General features: G+C 56.7%; 16 protein-coding genes. 10 read left to right on the forward strand and 6 right to left on the reverse strand.

Annotated elements, in window-relative coordinates:
- Window positions 1-125: 125 nt before the first annotated feature.
- Genes JK231_RS11295 through JK231_RS11315 form a run of 5 tightly spaced genes read right to left on the reverse strand, consistent with a single transcriptional unit; the run spans window position 126 to window position 5,354 of the window.
- Window positions 126-1,091, reverse strand: coding sequence for a spore coat protein U domain-containing protein (locus JK231_RS11295; RefSeq protein WP_211728560.1), 966 nt, complete (start codon window positions 1,089-1,091; stop codon window positions 126-128).
- The gene (locus JK231_RS11300) at window positions 1,088-3,526 is read right to left on the reverse strand and encodes a fimbria/pilus outer membrane usher protein (protein WP_211728561.1); all 2,439 of its coding nucleotides are present in this window, start codon (window positions 3,524-3,526) and stop codon (window positions 1,088-1,090) included. Before JK231_RS11300 ends, JK231_RS11295 begins: the two co-directional genes overlap by 4 nt.
- Window positions 3,523-4,221 (reverse strand): molecular chaperone, encoded by a 699-nt coding sequence (locus JK231_RS11305; RefSeq protein WP_211728629.1) that lies wholly within the window; start codon window positions 4,219-4,221, stop codon window positions 3,523-3,525. The genes JK231_RS11300 and JK231_RS11305 overlap by 4 nt, the downstream gene beginning before the upstream one ends.
- A gap of 25 nt (window positions 4,222-4,246) precedes the next feature.
- Window positions 4,247-4,762, reverse strand: a complete 516-nt coding sequence (locus JK231_RS11310) for a spore coat U domain-containing protein (protein ID WP_211728562.1) — start codon at window positions 4,760-4,762, stop codon at window positions 4,247-4,249.
- Between the two features lie 22 nt (window positions 4,763-4,784).
- Window positions 4,785-5,354: a spore coat protein U domain-containing protein gene (locus JK231_RS11315; protein WP_045814784.1), complete on the reverse strand. Its 570-nt coding sequence runs from the start codon at window positions 5,352-5,354 to the stop codon at window positions 4,785-4,787.
- A gap of 547 nt (window positions 5,355-5,901) precedes the next feature.
- On the opposite strand from JK231_RS11315, the gene JK231_RS11320 reads away from it, so the two are divergent.
- From JK231_RS11320 to JK231_RS11330, 3 genes are all read left to right on the forward strand, one after another.
- On the forward strand, window positions 5,902-8,004 hold the full coding sequence (locus JK231_RS11320; protein ID WP_160833675.1) for a bifunctional diguanylate cyclase/phosphodiesterase: 2,103 nt from the start codon (window positions 5,902-5,904) through the stop codon (window positions 8,002-8,004).
- A 159-nt stretch (window positions 8,005-8,163) separates the two neighbouring features.
- Window positions 8,164-10,254: a bifunctional diguanylate cyclase/phosphodiesterase gene (locus JK231_RS11325; RefSeq protein ID WP_211728563.1), complete on the forward strand. Its 2,091-nt coding sequence runs from the start codon at window positions 8,164-8,166 to the stop codon at window positions 10,252-10,254.
- A gap of 108 nt (window positions 10,255-10,362) precedes the next feature.
- Window positions 10,363-11,778, forward strand: a complete 1,416-nt coding sequence (locus tag JK231_RS11330; RefSeq protein WP_211728564.1) for a PLP-dependent aminotransferase family protein — start codon at window positions 10,363-10,365, stop codon at window positions 11,776-11,778.
- A 171-nt stretch (window positions 11,779-11,949) separates the two neighbouring features.
- Here the strand turns inward: JK231_RS11330 and JK231_RS11335 are convergent, their stop codons facing one another.
- A complete protein-coding gene (locus tag JK231_RS11335; RefSeq protein WP_097118122.1) occupies window positions 11,950-12,432 on the reverse strand; it encodes a YlaC family protein in 483 nt (160 codons plus the stop codon).
- Window positions 12,433-12,685: 253 nt separating this feature from the next.
- Here JK231_RS11335 and JK231_RS11340 point away from each other — a divergent pair, with 253 nt between their 5' ends.
- The 7 genes from JK231_RS11340 to JK231_RS11370 all read left to right on the forward strand — a co-directional run bounded on the left by JK231_RS11340 (window position 12,686) and on the right by JK231_RS11370 (window position 20,460).
- The gene (locus tag JK231_RS11340; RefSeq protein ID WP_034828453.1) at window positions 12,686-13,300 is read left to right on the forward strand and encodes a cupin domain-containing protein; all 615 of its coding nucleotides are present in this window, start codon (window positions 12,686-12,688) and stop codon (window positions 13,298-13,300) included.
- A gap of 125 nt (window positions 13,301-13,425) precedes the next feature.
- Entirely contained in the window at window positions 13,426-14,865 is a 1,440-nt protein-coding gene (locus JK231_RS11345; protein ID WP_097118120.1) for a circularly permuted type 2 ATP-grasp protein, read from the forward strand.
- Complete coding sequence (locus JK231_RS11350; protein ID WP_211728565.1) at window positions 14,859-15,788, forward strand: alpha-E domain-containing protein; 930 nt, start codon at window positions 14,859-14,861, stop codon at window positions 15,786-15,788. The genes JK231_RS11345 and JK231_RS11350 overlap by 7 nt, the downstream gene beginning before the upstream one ends.
- Complete coding sequence (locus JK231_RS11355) at window positions 15,785-16,585, forward strand: transglutaminase family protein (RefSeq protein ID WP_034828459.1); 801 nt, start codon at window positions 15,785-15,787, stop codon at window positions 16,583-16,585. The genes JK231_RS11350 and JK231_RS11355 overlap by 4 nt, the downstream gene beginning before the upstream one ends.
- Before the next feature lie 21 nt (window positions 16,586-16,606).
- The gene (locus JK231_RS11360; RefSeq protein WP_211728566.1) at window positions 16,607-17,311 is read left to right on the forward strand and encodes a proteasome-type protease; all 705 of its coding nucleotides are present in this window, start codon (window positions 16,607-16,609) and stop codon (window positions 17,309-17,311) included.
- A 240-nt stretch (window positions 17,312-17,551) separates the two neighbouring features.
- The gene (locus tag JK231_RS11365) at window positions 17,552-19,270 is read left to right on the forward strand and encodes a GNAT family N-acyltransferase (protein ID WP_097118117.1); all 1,719 of its coding nucleotides are present in this window, start codon (window positions 17,552-17,554) and stop codon (window positions 19,268-19,270) included.
- A 122-nt stretch (window positions 19,271-19,392) separates the two neighbouring features.
- Entirely contained in the window at window positions 19,393-20,460 is a 1,068-nt protein-coding gene (locus JK231_RS11370; RefSeq protein ID WP_211728567.1) for an ABC transporter ATP-binding protein, read from the forward strand.
- Window positions 20,461-20,469: the final 9 nt, after the last annotated feature.

The raw sequence follows: 20,469 nt of genomic DNA on the forward strand, positions 1-20,469 counted from the left end.
CGATTCGAATAAAGCAGCCCCTTGTTGAAGGGGCTGCTTTTTTGTTTATGCAGATATGTGGGTATGGCGCAGTGAAACGCAATCATCGGGCCTCTTAACAAGCGACATCGTCGCCCATGCCCTGCCTAAAACGACAGATCCACCACCACGCTATCCGTATAACTCCCCGCCGCTGGCGTATTCTGCGTCGTCAGAATCTGCGCTGTATAGGTGAAGTTGCGCGTCACCAGATCCGCGTTCAGAGAGGTGGCGCTGACGCTACTCCAGCGGTCAGTGCCAGTCGGGCCCCAGCGTGTCGTGGTGGTGGTGCCTTTATAAATGTCATAAGCCAGCCGGTTGGTGCCGCTCGCCATCTGGCGCGTGGTGCCGCTGTTATAGCTGCCATTGCTCAACCCCACAGTGAAGGTGCTGCCTTTGGAACACACCACGTTAATCGTCTGCTGTACCGTGGAGAAACTTCCCACCAAGGGTGCGCTGCCAAAACTCACATTGGGCGCGGTGATGGTGGTGCAATCATTGGTCACAACCAGGTTAACGGTAATCGGCATCGCGGTGCCGGTACTGGTTTGCACCGTACCCACGCATAAACCTGCTACGTTCAACCCGGCACATACCGTATAGCTCACAGTGAGCGTAATCGTCGTCGTATAACTGCCTGCGGCAATCACCTGTCCAGGCACTGTGCGGAAATAGAGCGGAATATTGAAATTGAGCGTGCTGCCCAGTGTTAACAACGCCGATGAACTGTAAACGTGGTTAGACCCCTGCGTGAGTTCGCTGGCACAGGCGCTGTCGATACACATCTGAATCGGAATACTGTCCGTGCCGGTGCTGGCGGTTTTCAACACCGCGCGCGCGCCGCTAAGATAGGTCGCGGTGGTGAAGGCGTAAGTGACGTTATCGGTGCCCAGCAACGACAGCGTACCTGACCCACAGTTGACGTTGGTGGTGCTGGAGGTGTTCTGCACTGTGGAGCCCACCGCGAAGGTGGTCACGGAGCCAAAGGTCGCCGTTGGGGCCGATAAACCACAAAGCGCATAACTGGTGCCCGGCAAGATAAACAGCGCCAGCAGCAAAAAAATCTTTCTCATGGTGAAATTCCTGACTGTGAATTATTGGGCGTGATGACCGCCGAACCCGGCGACGGCGACGGCAGGTCGCACGTCAGCGGACCGTAGGTCTCCAGCGCTTTTGGCTGGCCGTCCGCAATGGTCAGCGTGGTATCACAACTGCGCCCATCAGGCGTCACGACATGAATTGGGTTTTCAGCGCTCAGATTCTCCATCCAGACAATGCCATCCCATCCGATATATTCCGTACCCTGATTCGGGCGCAGCACCTGGCTGGAGATCGGCAACGGTTGCCCCTGTTTATCGTGCAGCACCACGCTGGCGGCACGCAGGCGCTCCACCGGGAAGTTCAGCAGGTAACCGCTTTTCCGTTTCACCGCAAAACGCTGTTCCACCTTGGGTGCGGTGCGATCGGCGGGTAAATCCAGGGTATCGATATCGTATTTTGCGCCGTAGTAACTGCTGATCGATGGCACCAGCAAATAGCCCTGATTATCAGTGCGTCCCATTGCCTGGTTTTCATAGCGCACCGTGACATCCGGGTAATCGGTTTTCACCACCACAAACGCATCATTGATGTCGTTGGCGGCAAACACGCGGTTATCCATCAGCACCAGCGAACCGGTGAAATCGGCCCACTGCGTGGTGTTATCGTTATCACCGTAGAATCCGGCTGAGGTGTCGATTTTGTTATTGCGATAGCGCAGGCTTGCCTGGCGGTAATCACCGCTGTCGCCACCCTGATTGGCCCAGGCCGCATCATACGCAAAGCCACCATCGGTCGGCATAGCGCGTGACACGTAGAGGCGCTGATTGTTGTTGCCCTGCTGATCGCGCTCATAGCTCACCGAAGCACTGCTCTGCTCGCCGAATGGGATCACCAAAGAGATGGCACCGCCCCAGTCGCCCTGTTCCTGATCGCGGCTGGCGGAGATATACAGGCTGCTGTTACCCCACAGATTTTTACTCCACGACAGGTTCCATAAACGGGTGCGATCGCCCGATCCGCCGGCAATATCAAAGTAGGCCAGGCCCAGACTGCCGTATTGATTGAGTGACACGCTGGCGGTGTACTGCGCACTGCGTCGCGCCAGTGAGTAGCTGGTGTTGGCGCTGTCGCCCCGGCTGCCGACCAGCGCCAGATTGCCGTAATCGGCGGTGCGTAATACATGCTGCGTGCCGAGGCTAAACCAGCTGTTGTTGTATTGATAACCCCAACTGTATTGCGTGCCGGGTTTACCTTCCATCTGACTTTGTGCCAGCGCACCATTGACCACGCCCCAGCTGCCGAGCTTCACCAATCCCCCAGCGCCGCCGGTGGCCACGCTGTCGCTGCCTTCCGCATGGCTCTCCAGCGTCAGCCAGTCGGTTAACCCATAACGATAAGAGCCGCTGGCTGCTGCTGCGCCATAGTCAAAGTTCTCCAGTCCGTAGTTTTCACGAATAGCACCGGCCGAGAAGGAGTAATCCGACAAACCCTGTCGCAGCAGGCTGCTGGAGACATAAAACGGCAGCGTGGTAGTGACCTGGCGCCCCACGGCATCGGTGGTGGTGATCACCGCATCGCCCGCGCCATTAACGAACGGCACATTGGTCAGCGACCACGGACCCGGCTGCACATTGGCTTGCGTGCTGCGATAACCGTTAATAAACAGATCGACGGAAGAGGGCACTGCGGCCTGGCCGGAAAACGCCGGTAGCGGGTAAGTGACCAAATCCGGTCGCACGCTGAAATCACGCGCAATCTGCACGCCACCCAGACGCACGCTGTTACTCCAGCTCAGCGCATCGGTGACCAGATCCCCGGCGCGCCAGCTAATTGCATCGTTCTCATCTTCATTGCTGAACCAGGTATCGTAGCGAATGTATCCCTCTTGCTGACCGCTGACACCGCCTTCCAGTTGTTGGGTGTAGACGCCATTGGTGGAGAATTGCCCGCTGGGGCCAAACACGCGCAGCTCATTCCAGCTCGACAGGCGGGAACCGGCATTATCGGTACGCGTGGCGTAAAAGTCGTAATTGAGCAGCGCACCGTTACTGGCGCGCCCCGGGTAGCGAGGGCCGCGCTGATCTTTACCGATCACCTGGCCGGGCAGCCAGGCGGTCGGAACGGTGAGCAACAGGCGTTGACGGCGCTCGTCATATTCTGCTTTCACCTCCGCAAGTTGATTCACATCGATTTGCTCGCCCTGGAGTTTCTCCGCAGGGATACCGGCACGCTGTAAATCGCCACTGCGCAGCCAAAAGTCGCCGTTTTTGCGCTCCACCGGCACGATATCGCCGCGCGCGTTCTGATTCACCACCAGCTCCAGCATGTACTGCTGACCGCTGGCGTTGTTCTCCAGCACAGGGGGCGGTGGTAGCTCGGAAAAGGTCTCCGCGCTACTGATTTGAGGTAACAGGCATAGCACGCTAGCCACTGCCAACGTGCAGGGATGCAGCGAAAACGTCATCAACGCGCGGCCGCGCTGCTCCAGTGCCCTTTATTCACTTCTGCGGACAGCTCACCGCTCACGCTGCTGGTTAATGGCCAGCGGTTACTGCTGTTTGCCAGTACGTAGCCAAACAGGCCATTGCCCAGGCGGCGACCACCGATGGTGACGTTACTCAGCCGCGCATGGCCATTGCCACGGTTGGTGAGTTCCAGCGAGCGTTTGCCACCACTGTCCACCTGTTGCCAGCTGAGATGCGGCTTCGCACTGTCGCTGGTGACGCCGTTACCATAAACAAACAGCGGAACCGAATAGCGCATCTGGAAGGTTAATCCCGCCTGATTTTCGCCGGGCGTGCGTGGCGTAGGGATTTCATCCAGCACCACGCGGTAGGACATTTCGCGTCCCGCTTCCGGCGCGCCCTGCTTAATGAGTCGCACCAGTTGTTTCTGACCCGGTTCGAGGCGCACCATCGGCGGGCTGGCGACCACTTGCTGCTGAGTTTGATACTGTTCCTGACCGCCCACTTGCAGCCAGCTAAAGATGCGCACCTGCATCATGGTGGTGGCATTCCCACGGTTTTCCAGCCAAAGCTCACTGGCTTTATCATCGGGATTGATGGTGGGATCGATGGGCCAAATCATCAGCGAATTGGCAGCGTGGGCAGCAGGCATTAGTGCCATGATAAACAACAGTAACAGGGCGCGCAGGTTCATGATTATTCATCCTTCTTTATCACTGCCGTCACCAGCTAAGCGTAACGGTTAAGGTGTCGGTATAAGTGCCGGCGCGTGTGGGGCCGGGCAGCGTTAACAGGCCATAAATCGGCAAAGTAATGTTATTGGCGTTGCTGTAACTCAGCGCCACGGCGCTATTCACTGGGATAGCCGTGGTGTGTGCCGCGTTGGTGTAAAGGGAATAGGGCACGGTATTGGTGTTACCCGAGACCTTGAGATTGCGGGTAGTAGAGTAATTGGCGCCGCCATTAATGCTCATGCTAACGGCGGTGCCTGGCGTGCAGGCGAGAATGATGGTGGTGCTTTGCACATAGCTGGCGCTCACGCTGCTGGACGATACGCCAGATTGCCTACCGAAATTAAGCGTGCCAAAGACCCCGGTATTGGTACCGGAGACAACACAGCCTGCCACTACTGATGCAGAGACCTGAAAGGTTGCGGTTGGCAACCCCCAGGCAGAGACGCTCCCTATCAGCAGGGCGAGGCCGCCTGCAATGTGCACCCAACGCTGCACCACGGCCACCCTGATTACCCCACAACTGACCTCAGTAGTTCACCGCAACGTTAATGGTGTCGGTATAAGTCCCTGCCGGAATCAGTGGGTTAAACCCGCCGCCCACCACACGACCATAAATGGCGTAGTTAGTGCCTAAGGTCGGGTCCGTGGTGCCGCTGGCGGCAATGTTGGTGTTATTGGCGATGGCGGTGGTGAATGCCGCATCGCTATACAGGGTATAGGCAATGCCTTGGGTGTTATTGGAACCGAGGATCAGATAGCGCGGCTGGCCGCTGACGGTGCCATAAATGGTCGCTGGCGCGGCGTTACTGCTGGTGACCTGCACGTTGAAAGTCTGGCCGGTAGTGCAGCGAACATAGATACCGTTGCCTGATGCGCCGACCAACGTGGCATTCAGGGTATCGAAGGTTGCGGCGCTGCTACCAAAGTTCAGGGTACCGAAGTTGACGCCTGTGGTGGCAGACTGACCATTCACCAGACAGCCGGTGGTCAGGGTCAGGGTCGCATTAATGGTTCCCGTTGTGGTGGCGGCAAAAGCCGCATGAGGGGCGAGCACTACGCTCAGGCTGGACGCCAAAAGAAAAAGCTTGAGTTTCATAATCATTCCTTACTGATTATCCGTAGTCAGTGCTTTTTCACCTGGTGATTCATTTATGTAACGAATCCGAAGTCAAACAAGAGCCACGATCGACTTTACTGCGTAAGTGCCCGACATCTAGGAATATTCTTAGATGGAGGGTTTATGATTTATATCAGTTTTCTTTACTATAGATCAGCAAATCAACACTGGGAGCGTTGCGGTTAGATTTTTCATTAATCAATTCACAATTTTCGCCGATAATGCAGTAATCGCTAGGAGTGACAACCGGTTAAAAAAACTAAACAGCGAGTGATTTCACCCTCTACCGCGATTAATCTTTCAATGTTATGTTCGTGCATTAATCAGATATTATTAATTTTTCTGACTGCGACGGATGATGAAAAACAAAAAACATAGCGTGGTGTTTCCAGAATTATCTGGATCGGCTCCCCCCTCTGCCTCACTGCGTGCGGTCATTACTCACCCTTAATCAATGTTTCGAACTCTTTGAACTTTTTTGACGATACAGCACCTGCTCCGCAGCGGGCTGAGTTTAGGAGCGCACATGCTGCTGGTTACCTGGGATAGCGTTCTGGTCACGGTTTCATTAATCGTGGCCTTCATTGCTGCGTTTACCGCACTGGATACGGCAGGACGCGTCGCGATATCACGCGGCTACCTGGCGAAAATGTGGCTGATTGGCGGTGGCACCGCGATGGGCATTGGCATCTGGGCGATGCACTTCATTGGCATGCTGGCGATGATGATGCCGATGACCATGCGTTATGACATTACCCTCACCACGGTTTCCCTGCTGGTGGCGATCCTCTCTGCCATCTTCGCCTTCGCCCAAGGTGTTCAGGGCAGCCATCTGACCCCACGTCGGCTGTTAAGTGGCACCCTGATACTCGGCAGCGGCGTGGTGGCAATGCATTACATTGGCATGAATGCCCTGATGATTGAACCGGCGATTCGCTGGGACATGCCGTTGGTCGCACTCTCCGTGGTGATTGCCTATGCCGCCTCGGGGGCAGCACTGTGGCTGGCGTTTCATCTGCGTCAGGGCGAGAGCGTGTGGATCATGCGCGTCTGCGCGGCACTGGTGATGGGTATTGCCATCGCCGGAATGCACTACACCGGCATGGCGGCAGCGGAGTACAGCGTGCCAAGCACCATGCAGCAACATCATGGCATCAGTGAGGATGGACTGGCGGTATGGGTGACCATTATCACGCTGTCCATTCTCGGCGTCACGCTGCTGGTTTCGATGCTGGACGCTCAGCTACGCGCGGCGCGTCTGGCGGCCAAGCTCAAGCGTGCCAACAGTGAACTGCGCCAGCTGGCGTTGCATGACAATCTCACCTCGCTTCCCAACCGCGTGCTGCTGGAGCAGCAATTGACGGCGCAGATCAAGCAAGCCACGTTGCAGGATGAGACTTTTGCGCTGATGTTTATGGATCTCGATGGCTTCAAAGCCGTCAACGATACCTGGGGCCATCACGTGGGCGATCGCCTGCTTATCGCGGTCGCCGAACGTCTGCGCGTGCAGCTGGGCGAGGGCGTGCTGCTGGCGCGACTGGGGGGCGATGAGTTTGTGCTGCTGTGTCCACAATACAATGATTTACAAGCCTCGGCGCTGGCGCAGCAGCTGGTGAATGCGATTGATGCGCCGTTTGAATTGGATCGTTATTCACTGCGGGTGTCGTTGAGTATCGGCATCGTGGTGTTCCCGCAGCACGGTCGTAGCCAGCAGGAGATGATGTTCAACGCCGACTCCGCCATGTATCACACCAAACACAGCGGCCGAAACGGCTGGTGTCTGTTTGAACCGATGATGAGCGCCGTGGCACAGCATCAGCTGGCGCTGGCGAATGACCTGTGGAATGCGCTGGAATACCAGGAAATGTGCCTGTTTTATCAGCCAAAATTCCGCGCAGGCGGCACGGTGCTCATGGGCTTCGAAGCGCTGCTGCGCTGGCAACATCCGCGTCGCGGATTACTGATGCCGGATATGTTCCTGCCGCGTGCGGAGAAAACCGGGCAAATCGTGGCGCTGGGCAATTGGGTGATCAACGAAGCGTGCCGTCAGTTAAAACAGTGGCACGATGAAGGCAACCGCGACTGGAGCGTGTCAGTTAACCTTTCGGCGTTGCAATTCCATCAGCGCGATCTCATCGACAGCTTGCGTCATGCACTGCTGCGCTATCAGCTGCCGGAGGGGGCGCTGATGCTGGAGATTACCGAGAATATCGCGATGCGCGACCCGCAGTTCAGCCAGCAGCGCATTGCAGAATTGCATCAGCTCGGCGTGAAAGTGGCGATCGATAACTTTGGTATCGGCTATGCCAATTTACTGCATCTGAAACATCTGGAAGCCACCGAACTGAAAATCGACCGCGCCTTTATTAACAGCCTGCGTGCCGACAGCGAGGACGCCACCGTCGTGAGCGCGATGCTGACGCTGGCACAAAGTCTCAATCTGCGCATGGTGGCCGAAGGGGTAGAAACCGAAGAACAGCAGCGTCTGCTGACCGGGCTCGGTTTTGACACGCTGCAGGGCTATCTGCTGGGCAAGCCAACACCGGCGGAGCGTATCGGTGAATTTACCGCTGTGTTTAATGCACCGCCACTGTTTGCTGAGCACCCGCTGCCCTTAACCAGCGCCTGATAAATCATTTTTATTTTCTTCCGCATCGGAAGGTTTCATCGTTCAAAGACTCAAATCGGCAGTGTTCCTGCCGATAAAACACACCATAAAACCTATAGCGTTGACTTTTTTTCATAACACCACAGCTGATTGATAACGGCTTTAACTTGGGAAATCACTATGTTAGTGACTTCGTACGATTCGTTTACCGTCATCGTTTCCATTCTGGTGGCGATGCTGGCCTCGTTTACCGCGCTGGATATGGCGGGACGCGTGGCTTCTTCAACTGGCAAGGTGGCGCTGGTTTGGTTATTAGGCGGTGGATTCGCCATGGGCGTAGGCGTCTGGGCGATGCATTTCATCGGCATGCTGTCGATGAGCCTGGATATGGTGATGAGCTACGATCCGCTGCTGACGGCGACGTCGATGGCAGTGGCAATCCTGGCATCAATTTTTGCCTTGTGGCTGGTGTGCTCATCGCATGATTTATCCTGGCGGCGCTTAACGGGCGGGGCTTTGGTGCTCGGTTCCGGCGTGGTCGCCATGCACTACATGGGCATGGCCGCGCTGATGTTTGCGCCGGGCATCGTCTGGAATTGGGGCTGGGTCGCCGCTTCAGTGGTGATTGCGCTGGTGGCATCGGGGGCGGCCCTGTTGCTGGCCTTTAACCTGCGCGAAGGACATGGTCGCGTGAACATTCTGCGTCTCGGTGCTTCGGTGGTAATGGGCTGCGCCATTGCTGGCATGCACTACACCGGTATGGCCGCGGCCAGCTTCCCGATGATGAGTCATGCCACGCACATGGGCGTTAACAGCAACTGGCTGGCGATTGTGGTCACCGTGGTGACGCTGGCGATCCTCGGCATTACGTTGCTGGTTTCGATGCTGGATGCACGCCTGCAAGCGCGCACCTCCATCCTTGCGCACTCGCTGGCGGAAGCCAATCGCGAGCTGGCGCAACTGGCTCTGCACGATAACCTGACGCGCCTGCCAAACCGTATTTTGCTGGAAGATCGTCTGGAGCAATCGATCAACAAAGCCAATCGCGAGAAGTCGCAGTTTGCGCTGATGTTCATGGACTTGGATGGCTTCAAAGCGGTCAATGACGCCTTTGGTCACCATGTGGGTGACAACCTGCTGATTGCCGTGGCCGAGCGCATGATCGGCCAGATGAAAGGGCACTACACGCTGGCACGTATGGGCGGTGACGAGTTCGTGCTGCTGATCGAAATCGATGAGCCCAATGACGCCGCAGCGGTAGCGGATGCATTGGTGAAAGCGGTCGATCGCCCGTTTGATATTTCACGCTATGAGCTGGTGGTGTCACTGAGTATCGGCATCGCGGTCTATCCCGGCGACGGTCAAGATGATCGCGAGCTGATGTTTAACGCCGATGCGGCGATGTATCACACCAAAAACAATGGTCGTAACGGCTACAACTTCTTCCAGCCGTCGATGAATACCCTCGCGCAGTCGCAGCTACAGCTGAATAACGATCTGTGGCAAGCGCTGGATAACGAAGAGTTACGTCTGTTCTATCAGCCAAAATACTGTGCGCCGAGCGGCCCGATTCTCGGCTTTGAAGCCCTGTTACGTTGGGAGCATCCGACACGCGGTTTGCTGGCACCGGACAAATTCCTGCCGATTGCCGAGAAGACCGGCATGATCATCAACATCGGTAACTGGGTGATTAACGAAGCCTGCCGTCAATTGCACTGCTGGCATCTGCAGGGCCATCCACACTGGTCGGTCGCGGTGAATCTCTCCGCGCTGCAGTTTGAGCAGAGCAACCTGGTGGAAACCGTGACGCAGGCGCTGGCGAAGCATCAGATCCCGGCCGAATTGCTGACGCTGGAAGTGACGGAAACCACGGCGATGCGTGATCCGGAAGAGAGTGTGCGTATCATGACGCAACTGACGGATATGGGCGTGAAAGCCTCGATCGATGATTTCGGCACCGGTTACTCCAGCCTGCTTTATCTCAAACGTTTGCCCGCCAGTGAGTTGAAGATCGACCGCGCGTTCGTCAATGAACTGCAGGCAAAATCGGAAGATGCCACCATCGTTTCCGCCATTGTGGCACTGGCGCAGTCACTGGATCTCAAAGTGGTGGCGGAAGGGGTGGAAACGCAGGATCAACAAGCGTTCCTCACCGGCCTGGGTTGCGATACCTTGCAGGGGTATTTGCTGGGCAAACCGGTGCCGCCGGAACGCATCCACGAACTGCCGAACTTTGTCGAAAATGAGCAGCAGCTGGTGCAGCTGCCGTAAGGGCATGTGTGCGATGATGGTCTCATCCCAACCATCCCCTCTCGCGCTTGCGGGAAGGGGCCAGGGTGAGGGAAAATAGCCGCACTCATTTCCCATATCGGAGCCAGGGTGGCGAAATATCAGCAGTTGGTCGATCAACTTCGTAAGCAGATCGAAGCGCGCATCTGGCCGCCGGGCGAAAAGCTACCGTCATTACGTCAGCAGGCGGAGCAGAGCGGCCTTAGCCTGATGACGGTGATGCACGCCTATGAAGTGCTGGAAAGCCAGGGCTGGATCCTGTCAAAACCGCAATCCGGATACTACGTTGCGCCTCGTGCTGCCGAAAGCCGCCCACGTTTGCCGACACAGGCGATTGCCAAAACCGAGCAGGCGGACACCAACAGCTTCGTGTTTGATGTGCTGCAAGCCACGCGTGACCCTGGCATCATGCCGTTTGGCTCTGCCTTTCCCGATCCCGAACTCTTTCCGCAGCGTCAGTTGATGCGCTCGCTGGTCAAAGTCTCGCACAATCTGAAACCCAGTGATGCCTTGAATAACCTGCCGCCCGGCAACGAAGCGCTGCGGAAAATTCTGGCGCAACGTTATGCCCAGCAGGGCATCACCTTGTCGCCGGACGATATCGTCATCACCAACGGCGCGATGGAAGCGCTCAACCTCAGCCTGCAAGCGGTGACCGAACCCGGTGATTGGGTGGTGATTGAAAATCCTTCTTTCTACGGTGCCTTGCAGGTGATTGAACGCCTGAAACTGAATGCGATTGCCATCGCCAGCGATGTTGAGCAGGGCATCGATCTCGACGAGCTGGAGCAGGCATTGCAACGCTGGCCGGTCAAAGCCTGCTGGCTGATGACTAACCGACAAAACCCGCTGGGCTTTACCCTGAGCGCTGAACGAAAACAACAGTTGGTCACTCTGCTGTCGCGCTACCAGGTCGCGATGATTGAGGATGACGTTTACAGCGATCTCTACAGCGGCCACGACAAGCCTTTGCCCGCCAAAGCTTTTGATCGCGAGGGGAATGTGCTGCATTGCGGCAGCTTTTCGAAGAACCTGGTAGCGGGATTTCGCGTCGGTTGGGTGGCGGCCGGGCGCTATGCACAGCGCGTACAGCGTATTCAGCTCATGAGTACGCTCTCCACCAGCGCGCCGATGCAGCTGGCATTGGTCGACTTCCTCAGCACCCGCAGTTACGACACGCATTTAAAGAAGCTGCGCCAGACGCTGGCAAAGCGTAAGCAACTGGCCCAGCAAGCATTGCGCCGTGTGCTGCCTGCTGATGCGCAGATCGGTGATACGCCGGGCGGCTATTTCCTGTGGATTACGCTGCCGGAACAGATCAATACGACGCAGCTTTATCATCTGGCGTTGAAAGAGGGCATCAGCATCGCGCCCGGTCAGCTGTTCTCGGGCAGTGAAGGATTCAGCCACTGTTTTCGCTTCAACACCGCCTGGCCGTGGGATGCGCGCGCCGAGGCGGCGGTGGAGACGTTAGGGAAATTGATTGCTCAGTTGGCGTCGGCTTAAGGGCTCTGCCGCAAAATGTTGGCCCCCGAGACGACTGACCACAAAGGATGACCAATGTGGTCAGTCTGAATTGTCATCAATGTGCCGGTTGTACCTGCAGGGCAACCTGACAACATCGCGTCAGATTTTTGTAGCCTGTGCTGTCTCGCATCTCGTGCAAGACGATATTCATCAGATAGTTGCTGCCTGCTTATTGCCCCATGTCAGGTAATAAACATCATAAAAATCCACCTCACCTTTCTGCTTCATCAGGCGATCGATGCCGCTGCGCACGCGGTCGGGCGTGCCGGGATTTTCCACGATCTTATCCAGCGCCTGCTGCGAAACCGGCTGCACATAATACCATTCACCGTTGTAGCACACGCGCAAATCCAGCGTGTCGATATCCTCAAAGCGGTATTTGGGGTTGATATCCATCAGCATCAGGAAGCTCATCACCAATACAAAGGCGGTGGCGAACCAAAACGCTGGCCAGCCAAGCATGTCGGTGGAGAAGATCAGCGCCACGCACAGCGCGTAACACAGATACATGATCGCCCACAGCCCCGGATGGGTTTTAAGGAATGATAAGCTAAAGCGTGGCAGATTATCGCGCTGGCCTTCACGGTTAAGCGTGGCGATTTCATCGAGCAGAATTTGTTTGATCGCTTCCATAGTTCACCTCTGAATGTTACTGCCTGCCAGTTAATCACATAACAGTGAAGCGAATCAGATACAGAATTGAGGTGTTTTTTTATAACAGTTTATTGGCGGCTTTTCCGGTCCCACAAAATGTTAAATATGTTGCCAGGTAATTTGGCTTTAGTAAGGTAAATCATTCTTTTATGTGAATTTTGTCGGCGGGCGCACATTGTAATGCCGTCGGGGTTTGCCACAATTAAGCAACGTGGCTTCCCGGAGAAAGAGTATGACTGCCAACACTTCCAGCCTGCTGTTACTGATGTCTTTCGCCGCCGGTACCTTTTCTGCAGGTTCATCAAATAATCCGCAGCATTTGATGCTGTCGCAGCCCTCAGGCGGTGTGCCTAACAATCTGCTGCCGCTGATCATCTGGCCCGGCATTGCGCCTGACTATGATGAGGAGCTGCAAAGCAACAGCGCCGAATGGTTTGAAAAAACCTTCACGGCTAACGGCTGGCCGGCCGCGTGGCGCGCGCCAATCTTCCCTTACACCCATTACCATCCCAACACCCATGAAATTCTGGGCGTCGCGTCGGGCTGGGCGGAAGTGCTGTTTGGCGGCGATAGCGGCCGTATGGTGACGCTACGTGAGGGTGATGCGGTGCTGATCCCCGCCGGTGTCGGCCATAAACAGGTGTTCGCCTCAGACGATTTTTTCGCCGTTGGCGCCTATCCTGAAGGGATGTCCCCGGAAACCGTGCGTGATGAACCTTCTCGTTTACGCGCGGCGAAAGATCAGATCGCGCGCGTACCTTTGCCGCATCGCGATCCTTTCACGGGGGGCGATGGAGCGATGACGGATATCTGGCTGCCAATTGCGCAGCAGCTAATGCACCAGTAAGGTGCAATCTGAGTGTTATTCGGCGCTGCTCCACTATCGGGGTGCGTGTGCCGTTTGGGGCGTGAGCCTCTGGCACACTTTGTGCAGGAGAGGATCCAGGTCCTCTGACAAGCGCCGGGTAAATCATGAAAGAAAGCTACCAGATAGCGTCACACTTCTATGATGAGATGTTATTGAGCAACGGCGAACACCGTGCGCACTATCAGCATTACTGGGAGTGGTTACAACAGGCGGACAAAGAGGCTGTGGCGCGGAAACGCGAAGAAGCGGAACTGCTGTTTCATCGCGTGGGCATCACCTTCAACGTCTATGGTGAAGACGGCGGCGCGGAGCGGCTCATCCCGTTCGATAGCGTGCCGCGTATTATTCCGGCCAGTGAGTGGGCGATGCTCGATCGCGGCATCCGCCAGCGCGTGCAAGCCCTGAATGCCTTCCTGCATGATATCTACCATCAACAACACATCCTCAAGGCGGGGATCGTGCCTGCCGAGCAGGTGCTGGTAAACGATCAATATCAGCCCTGCATGCAAGGTGTCGATCTGCACCGCAACATCTATGCGCACATCACCGGTGTCGATATGGTGCGCAACAACGACGGCGAGTACTACGTACTGGAGGACAATCTGCGCACGCCTTCTGGTGTCTCCTACATGCTGGAGAACCGCAAGATGATGATGCGCCTCTACCCGGAACTGTTCGTCGAGCAGCATATTGCGCCGGTAGAACGCTATCCTTCACACCTGCTGCAAACCCTGCGCGAAAGCTCACCGGTCAACGATCCGGTGGTAGTGGTGCTGACGCCGGGCCGCTTCAACAGCGCCTACTTCGAACACAGTTTCCTTGCGCAGCAGATGGGCGTTGAGCTGGTGGAAAGTGCCGATCTGTTTGTCAAAGACGGTGCGGTGATGATGCGCACCACCGCCGGGCCGTGCAAAGTCGATGTGATCTATCGCCGTATTGATGATGCGTTCCTCGATCCGCTGGCGTTCCGTCCCGATTCGATGCTCGGCGTGCCGGGCCTACTGTCGGTGTATCGCTCCGGTAACGTGGTGTTGGCCAATGCCATTGGCACTGGCGTGGCCGATGACAAATCGATCTACCCTTATGTGCCGGATATGATCCGCTTCTATCTGGATGAAGATCCGATCCTCAACAACGTGCCGACCTGGCAGTGCCGCAAGCCGCAGGATCTGACTTACGTCCTCGCCAATCTCAGCAAAATGGTGGTGAAAGAGGTACACGGCGCCGGCGGTTACGGCATGTTGATTGGCCCGGTGGCCAGCCAGCAGGAGCTGAGTGATTTTCGCGATCGTTTGAAAGCACGCCCGGAAAACTATATCGCGCAGGACACGCTCTCGCTCTCCACCTGCCCGACGTTTATCGACAACGGCCTGGCGCCGCGTCATATCGATTTGCGTCCCTTTGCCTTATGCGGTGCGGATATTCGTTTAGTGCCGGGTGGCTTAACCCGCGTGGCGCTGACCGAAGGTTCGCTGGTGGTGAACTCATCGCAGGGCGGTGGCACCAAGGACACCTGGGTTCTGGAGGATGACGCATCATGCTAAGCCGCACGGCCAGTGGCCTCTATTGGATGGCGCGCTATCTGGAGCGCGCAGAACAACTTGCCCGGGTGCTGGATGTCACCAACCGGCTTTCGCTGATGCCGGTGCGTAACAGCCAAACCGATGAGCTGTTGTTGCCGCTCAATCTCACCGGCACGCGCCAGCTGTTTGAAACCCTGAACGGGCGTTTCACCATGCCGCAGCTGTTTAACTTTTTCGCCCTCGACGATCGCAACCCTAGCAGTATTTTTAGCTGCTGGCAGGAGGCGTGGAACAATGCGCACGCGGTGCGCGGCAGTTTGTCGTCCGAGGTGTGGGAGAGCATCAACTCAACGTGGATTGAGATGCGTAACATGCGGCGACGCGGCATCACCAGCGCCAACGCCGACAGCTTTTTCGACTGGGTTAAAGAGCGCTCCCACCTGTTTCGTGGCGCGATGTTCGGCACCTTGCTGCGCGGCGATGCGATGTGCTTTATCCGCATCGGCACGCTGATGGAGCGCAGCGACGGCACCGCGCGTTTGTTGAGCGTCAACCAGCAACTGCTGGAGCAAAACCCCGATTCGGTGCGGGAATACTACTGCCTCGATACCTTGCTGCGTGCGGTGTCGGCGCGTGAAGCCTATAACGCGATCTTTAAGCAGCAGCTGATGCCGGATCTGGTGAATGAGATGCTGATCCTGCGTAACGAAAGCCCGCGTTCGCTGCACTCCTGCATTGAGGAGATCGCCAACCAGCTGGAACAGATCGGCAGCAGCGGTGAGGATCGTCCACGCTATCTGGTGACGGTGCTGTTAGCCGAAATGCGCTTCAGCACCTGGGAGAGTTTGACGCGTGACGGGTTGTACAGCTGGCTTAATCACTTTCTCACGCAGACCAATGCGCTGGCAGAAAGCATCAATCAGACCTACCTGGAGGCGAAATGAGACTGAACATCGAGCACAAAACCTGGTATGCCTATGAGCATCAGGTCAAACTCAGCACCCAGTATCTGCGCCTGACGCCGCAAAACTCGGTGCACCAGCAGATTCTGTCATGGGATCTCGATTTACCGTGCGAAGCCACGCGCACCCTGGATGCTTACGGCAACGTGTTGCATGTGCTGACGCTGGATACGCCACATCAGCAACTGGAGATTGCCGCGCGCGGGGTGGTGGAAATTCTGGATGAAGGGGAGTATTCCCCCGACCCTGAATCGATCCTTTCGCCATTGGTGTTTCTGCGCGCCACGCCATTAACCTTGCCCGATGCGGCGATACGCGATTTCGCACAGCGCTACTGGCACGCGGAAAAACCGCTCGCCAGCCTGGAAAAACTGATGGATGAGCTGCTGTTAAAAATGCCGTACCAGCCAGGCAGCACCCAGGTGAGTGATACCGCAGCGAAAGTATTTGCGGCGGGCAGCGGCGTTTGCCAGGATCACAGCCATGTGTTTCTGGCTTGTTGTCGCAGTCTCGGGATCCCGGCGCGCTATGTCAGCGGCTATCTTTATACGGACAATGTAGAACACGTTGCTACTCACGCCTGGGTTGAAGCCTGGCTGGATGGCAGTTGGCACAGCTTTGATATCACCAACAATACGCGCAGTACGCGCCAGCATTTACGTCTGGCGGTGGGTGTGGATTATCTCGATGCTTGTCCGGTGCGCGGTATGCGGCTGGGTGGCGGCGGTGAGGATATGCTGGCGATGGCCGCGGTGCAGCAGGTGCATGCGCAGCAGTGATATTTTTTTGCAGGCGTGACTATGACTTATTGTGTGGCAATGCGTTTATCGTCAGGGATGATTTTTGTATCGGATTCACGCACCAACGCGGGCGTCGATCATATTTCCACGTTCCGTAAATTACATGTGTTTCAGGTGGATGATGAACGCACGCTGGTGCTGCAAAGCGCCGGTAATCTGGCGACCACGCAAAGCGTGATGAGTTTGCTACGGCGTAATAACCACGACAGCGACCAGCCCAATCTGCTGAATGGGCGCTCGCTGTATGACATTGCGCTGCTGGTGGGGGAAACCCTGCGTGAAGTGATCAAACGTGATGGCGAAGAGTTTGGTGGCACGCTGCTATTAGGGGGGCAGATTCGTGGTGAAGAGCCGCGCCTGTTCCAGATCTATCCGCAGGGCAACTTCATTGAAGCCAGCGTGGATACGCCTTATTTCCAGATTGGTGAAAGCAAGTACGGCAAGCCGATTATTGATCGCGTATTGCGTTATGAGACCCCGCTCAGCCAGGCGATGCAGTGTGCGCTGATTTCCATGGACTCGACGCTGGCGAGTAATATTTCGGTGGGCCTGCCGCTGGATGTGATGGTGTATCACACCGACAGCTTCAAAGATAACGAACAGCATCATATTACCGAACAGCACCCTTACTTTTCGCAGATTCGTCAGTTGTGGAGCAAAGGCTTGTTGAGCGTGTTCTCACAATTGCCGCCGTTAAAACTTTAACCGCTCACGCACGATGAATCGGGCGGTGCCACACCATCGATAAGTGGTTGTCTTTTCAGGGGCGGCTTCTGCCGCTCGCTGGCTCGACAATCCTCTATACGGTTCGCTAGCGGTGCCATTACTGACTAACGCCCTGCGTTTCCCCCCGTTATTTCCGTTTCGCTTTCTCACTGGTCATAAATCTGAAAACAAGCCTGTTTAACTTCGGTGCCATAAACCTCTGCGCACAAAAGGTGAATGATGTTTTCTGTTGATCAGCTTCTCGATACTTACTGGCCAGGCCATCACCCCGCGAACTGGCAAAAAAGCCTGTTGAAATGGGCGGTTCGCGAACATGAATTCCAATCTTTTGCTGACCGTTATCGCCACCTGAAAGGGGTGGATATGGTCGAGCAAGTGCTGGAGCACCTGGATGTGCGCTGTGAATTAAGTGAACGCGATTTGGAGCAGATCCCGACCAGCGGTCCGGTGGTGATTGTCGCCAACCATCCGCTCGGTGCGCTGGACGGACTGGCGCTGCTGGCGGCCGTGTCTCAGGTGCGTCGTGATGTGAAAATCGTGGCAAACCGCATGCTGATGATGCTGGAGCCGATCAACAATCTGATGTTGCCGGTGGATAACATGGGCAACCGCACCAGTCGCGAACAGCTGACGCGCATGCAGCAGCATCTCGACAATCAGGGCGCACTGATTATCTTCCCGGCGGGTGAAGTGTCGCGCCTTTCGAGCCGTGGTGTGCGCGATAACCGCTGGCATCACAGCTTCCTGCGCCTGGCCGCCCGTGCTCGTGCGCCGATTGTTCCGGCACACGTCGTCGGACGTAATAGCCTTGCGTTCTATGCCGCCGCCAAAATCGCCTCACCGCTGGCGCTGCTGATGCTGGTGCGCGAGATGTTCCGCCAGCGTGGATCGCGCATCAAGCTGCACATTGGCGAGCAGATCCCGTTTGCCAACTGGCACGATGGCCACACGCCGGGCAAAGAGCTGGCGAAACGGCTGCGCAAGCACTTATATCGCATTGGTCAGGGCCGTCGTGGTCTGTTCCAGACTGAAGCGGCGATTGCGCGCCCGGAAGATCGTGCCGAACTGAAAAAAGCGCTGATGGAGAGTGAGCGTCTCGGCTCGCTGCCGGATGGCAAACAGATTTACCTGTGGCGTCGTAACGGCGCGACCTGGGTGCCGCTGCTGCGTGAACTCGGACGCCTGCGTGAAATCGCCTTCCGCGCGGTGGGCGAGGGCAGCGGTCGCCGCCGTGACCTCGATAAATACGATGACGATTACTATCACCTGATTCTGTGGGATGACGATGCGCTGGAGATTGTGGGCGCTTATCGCTTTATTCCGGGTGCCGAGCAGCTGGAGCGTCGTGGTCTGGAAGGCATCTACAGCGACAGCCTGTTCCACTACGACGAGCGCATGTTGCCGATCATCAATCAGGGCCTGGAGCTGGGTCGCAGCTTTATCCAGCCCGCCTACTGGGGCAAACGCGGCCTGGATTATCTGTGGATGGGCATTGGTGCCTATATCGCCAAATACCCGGAGACCCGTTACCTGTTCGGTCCGGTGTCGATCTCCGGCGGTATGCCGCTGGCGGCGCGCGATCTGCTGGTGGCGTTCTACCGCATGTACTTCCCGACTGAATTGCCGCTGGCAAAATCGCGCCGTCCTTATCCGGCCTCGCTGCCGGAGGTGCTGGCGCAGTTTACCGGTGATAACTATGCGGAAGACTTGCGTCGTCTGAAGCATCTGCTGGCAAATCTCGGCACCGCGATTCCCACGCTCTACAAGCAGTACTCGGAAGTGTGTGAACCGGGCGGAGTGCAGTTTATCGATTTCGGCAGCGATCCTGATTTCAACAACTGTATCGACGGGCTGGTGCTGGTGGACCTGTCACGCGTGAAGCCATCACGCTATGAGCGCTACATCGGCATGCATTTGCAGGTTGAAAGCGTCGAATAAGTAGCAGGGAGGCTTTAGGGCCTCCCGTTTTGTTTGAGCACGGAAACGTCAAATCGATGTCACGGGATCGTCATCTGATTGTCGTAGGGTCTTAGCCGGACTGTCAGATAAAGGCCAGAAACATGGCAACGATCATACTTCGCGGGTTAAGCAAAGCCTTTGCTGCCCAGCCGGTACTTCAGGATATCTCGCTGCAGATTGCGCAGGGAGAGTTCATCGCCGTTCTGGGTCCTTCGGGCTGCGGCAAAACCACCTTATTACGTCTGCTGGCGGGCTTTGAAACCGCTGATGCCGGTGAAATCCACGTCGGTGAGCGCTGCTTTGCTGCGCCGGGCGTGCACCTGCCGCCGGAAGATCGCCAGCTCGGCGTGGTGTTCCAGAGCTATGCGCTGTGGCCACATATGACGGTGGCGGAAAACGTCGCCTACAGCCTGAAAGTCAACGGCGTGGCGCGCCATGAGCGTGACAGCCGCACGCAGCAGGCGCTGGAACTGGTGGGATTAGAAAACTTTGCCTCGCGCCGTCCTTCCGATCTTTCCGGTGGACAGCGTCAGCGTGTGGCGTTAGCCCGCTGTCTGGTCGCTAAACCGACGCTGGTGCTGCTCGATGAGCCATTGGCCAACCTAGATGTGCACCTGCGCGCTACCATGGAAGAGGAGTTTCGACGCTTCCATCGCCACAGCCACGCCACCTTGCTCTACATCACCCACGATCAGCACGAAGCGATGGCGCTGGCCGACCGCATTGTCGTGATGGACAGCGGCCGCGTGATGCAGTTCGCCACGCCGCAAACCCTGTGGCGTGAACCGGCGAATGCAATGGTGGCGGGATTTATCGATGACGGCAAAGTGCTGCCGGTCAGCGATATCGAACCTACCGGCGAGGGCAAAGCGCTCGCCACGTTGTGCGGTCTGCGCGTCACCTTGCGCTGTGCGGCCGAACAACGCCCGATGCCCCATGGCAAAGCCAGTTTTCATGCGGTGGATTTCCGTCTCGCTGAACCGGGTGAACCGCAGTTTGCGGCACGCGTGCAGCGGGTGATCTATCGCGGCAGCCATTACCAAATTGATGTTGCACCCATCGAGGCACCAGACCACAGCATCACGCTGCAGCTGGCCGATGCCGCTTTACCCGTTGTTGACGCGACCCTTGGTGTGGCGCTGCGCGACGGTTGGATTCTTCCTTCATAACGTTCAAAC

Origin of the sequence: Pantoea sp. JGM49 (assembly GCF_018257655.1) — a bacterium.
Lineage (GTDB): Bacteria > Pseudomonadota > Gammaproteobacteria > Enterobacterales > Enterobacteriaceae > Pantoea > Pantoea communis.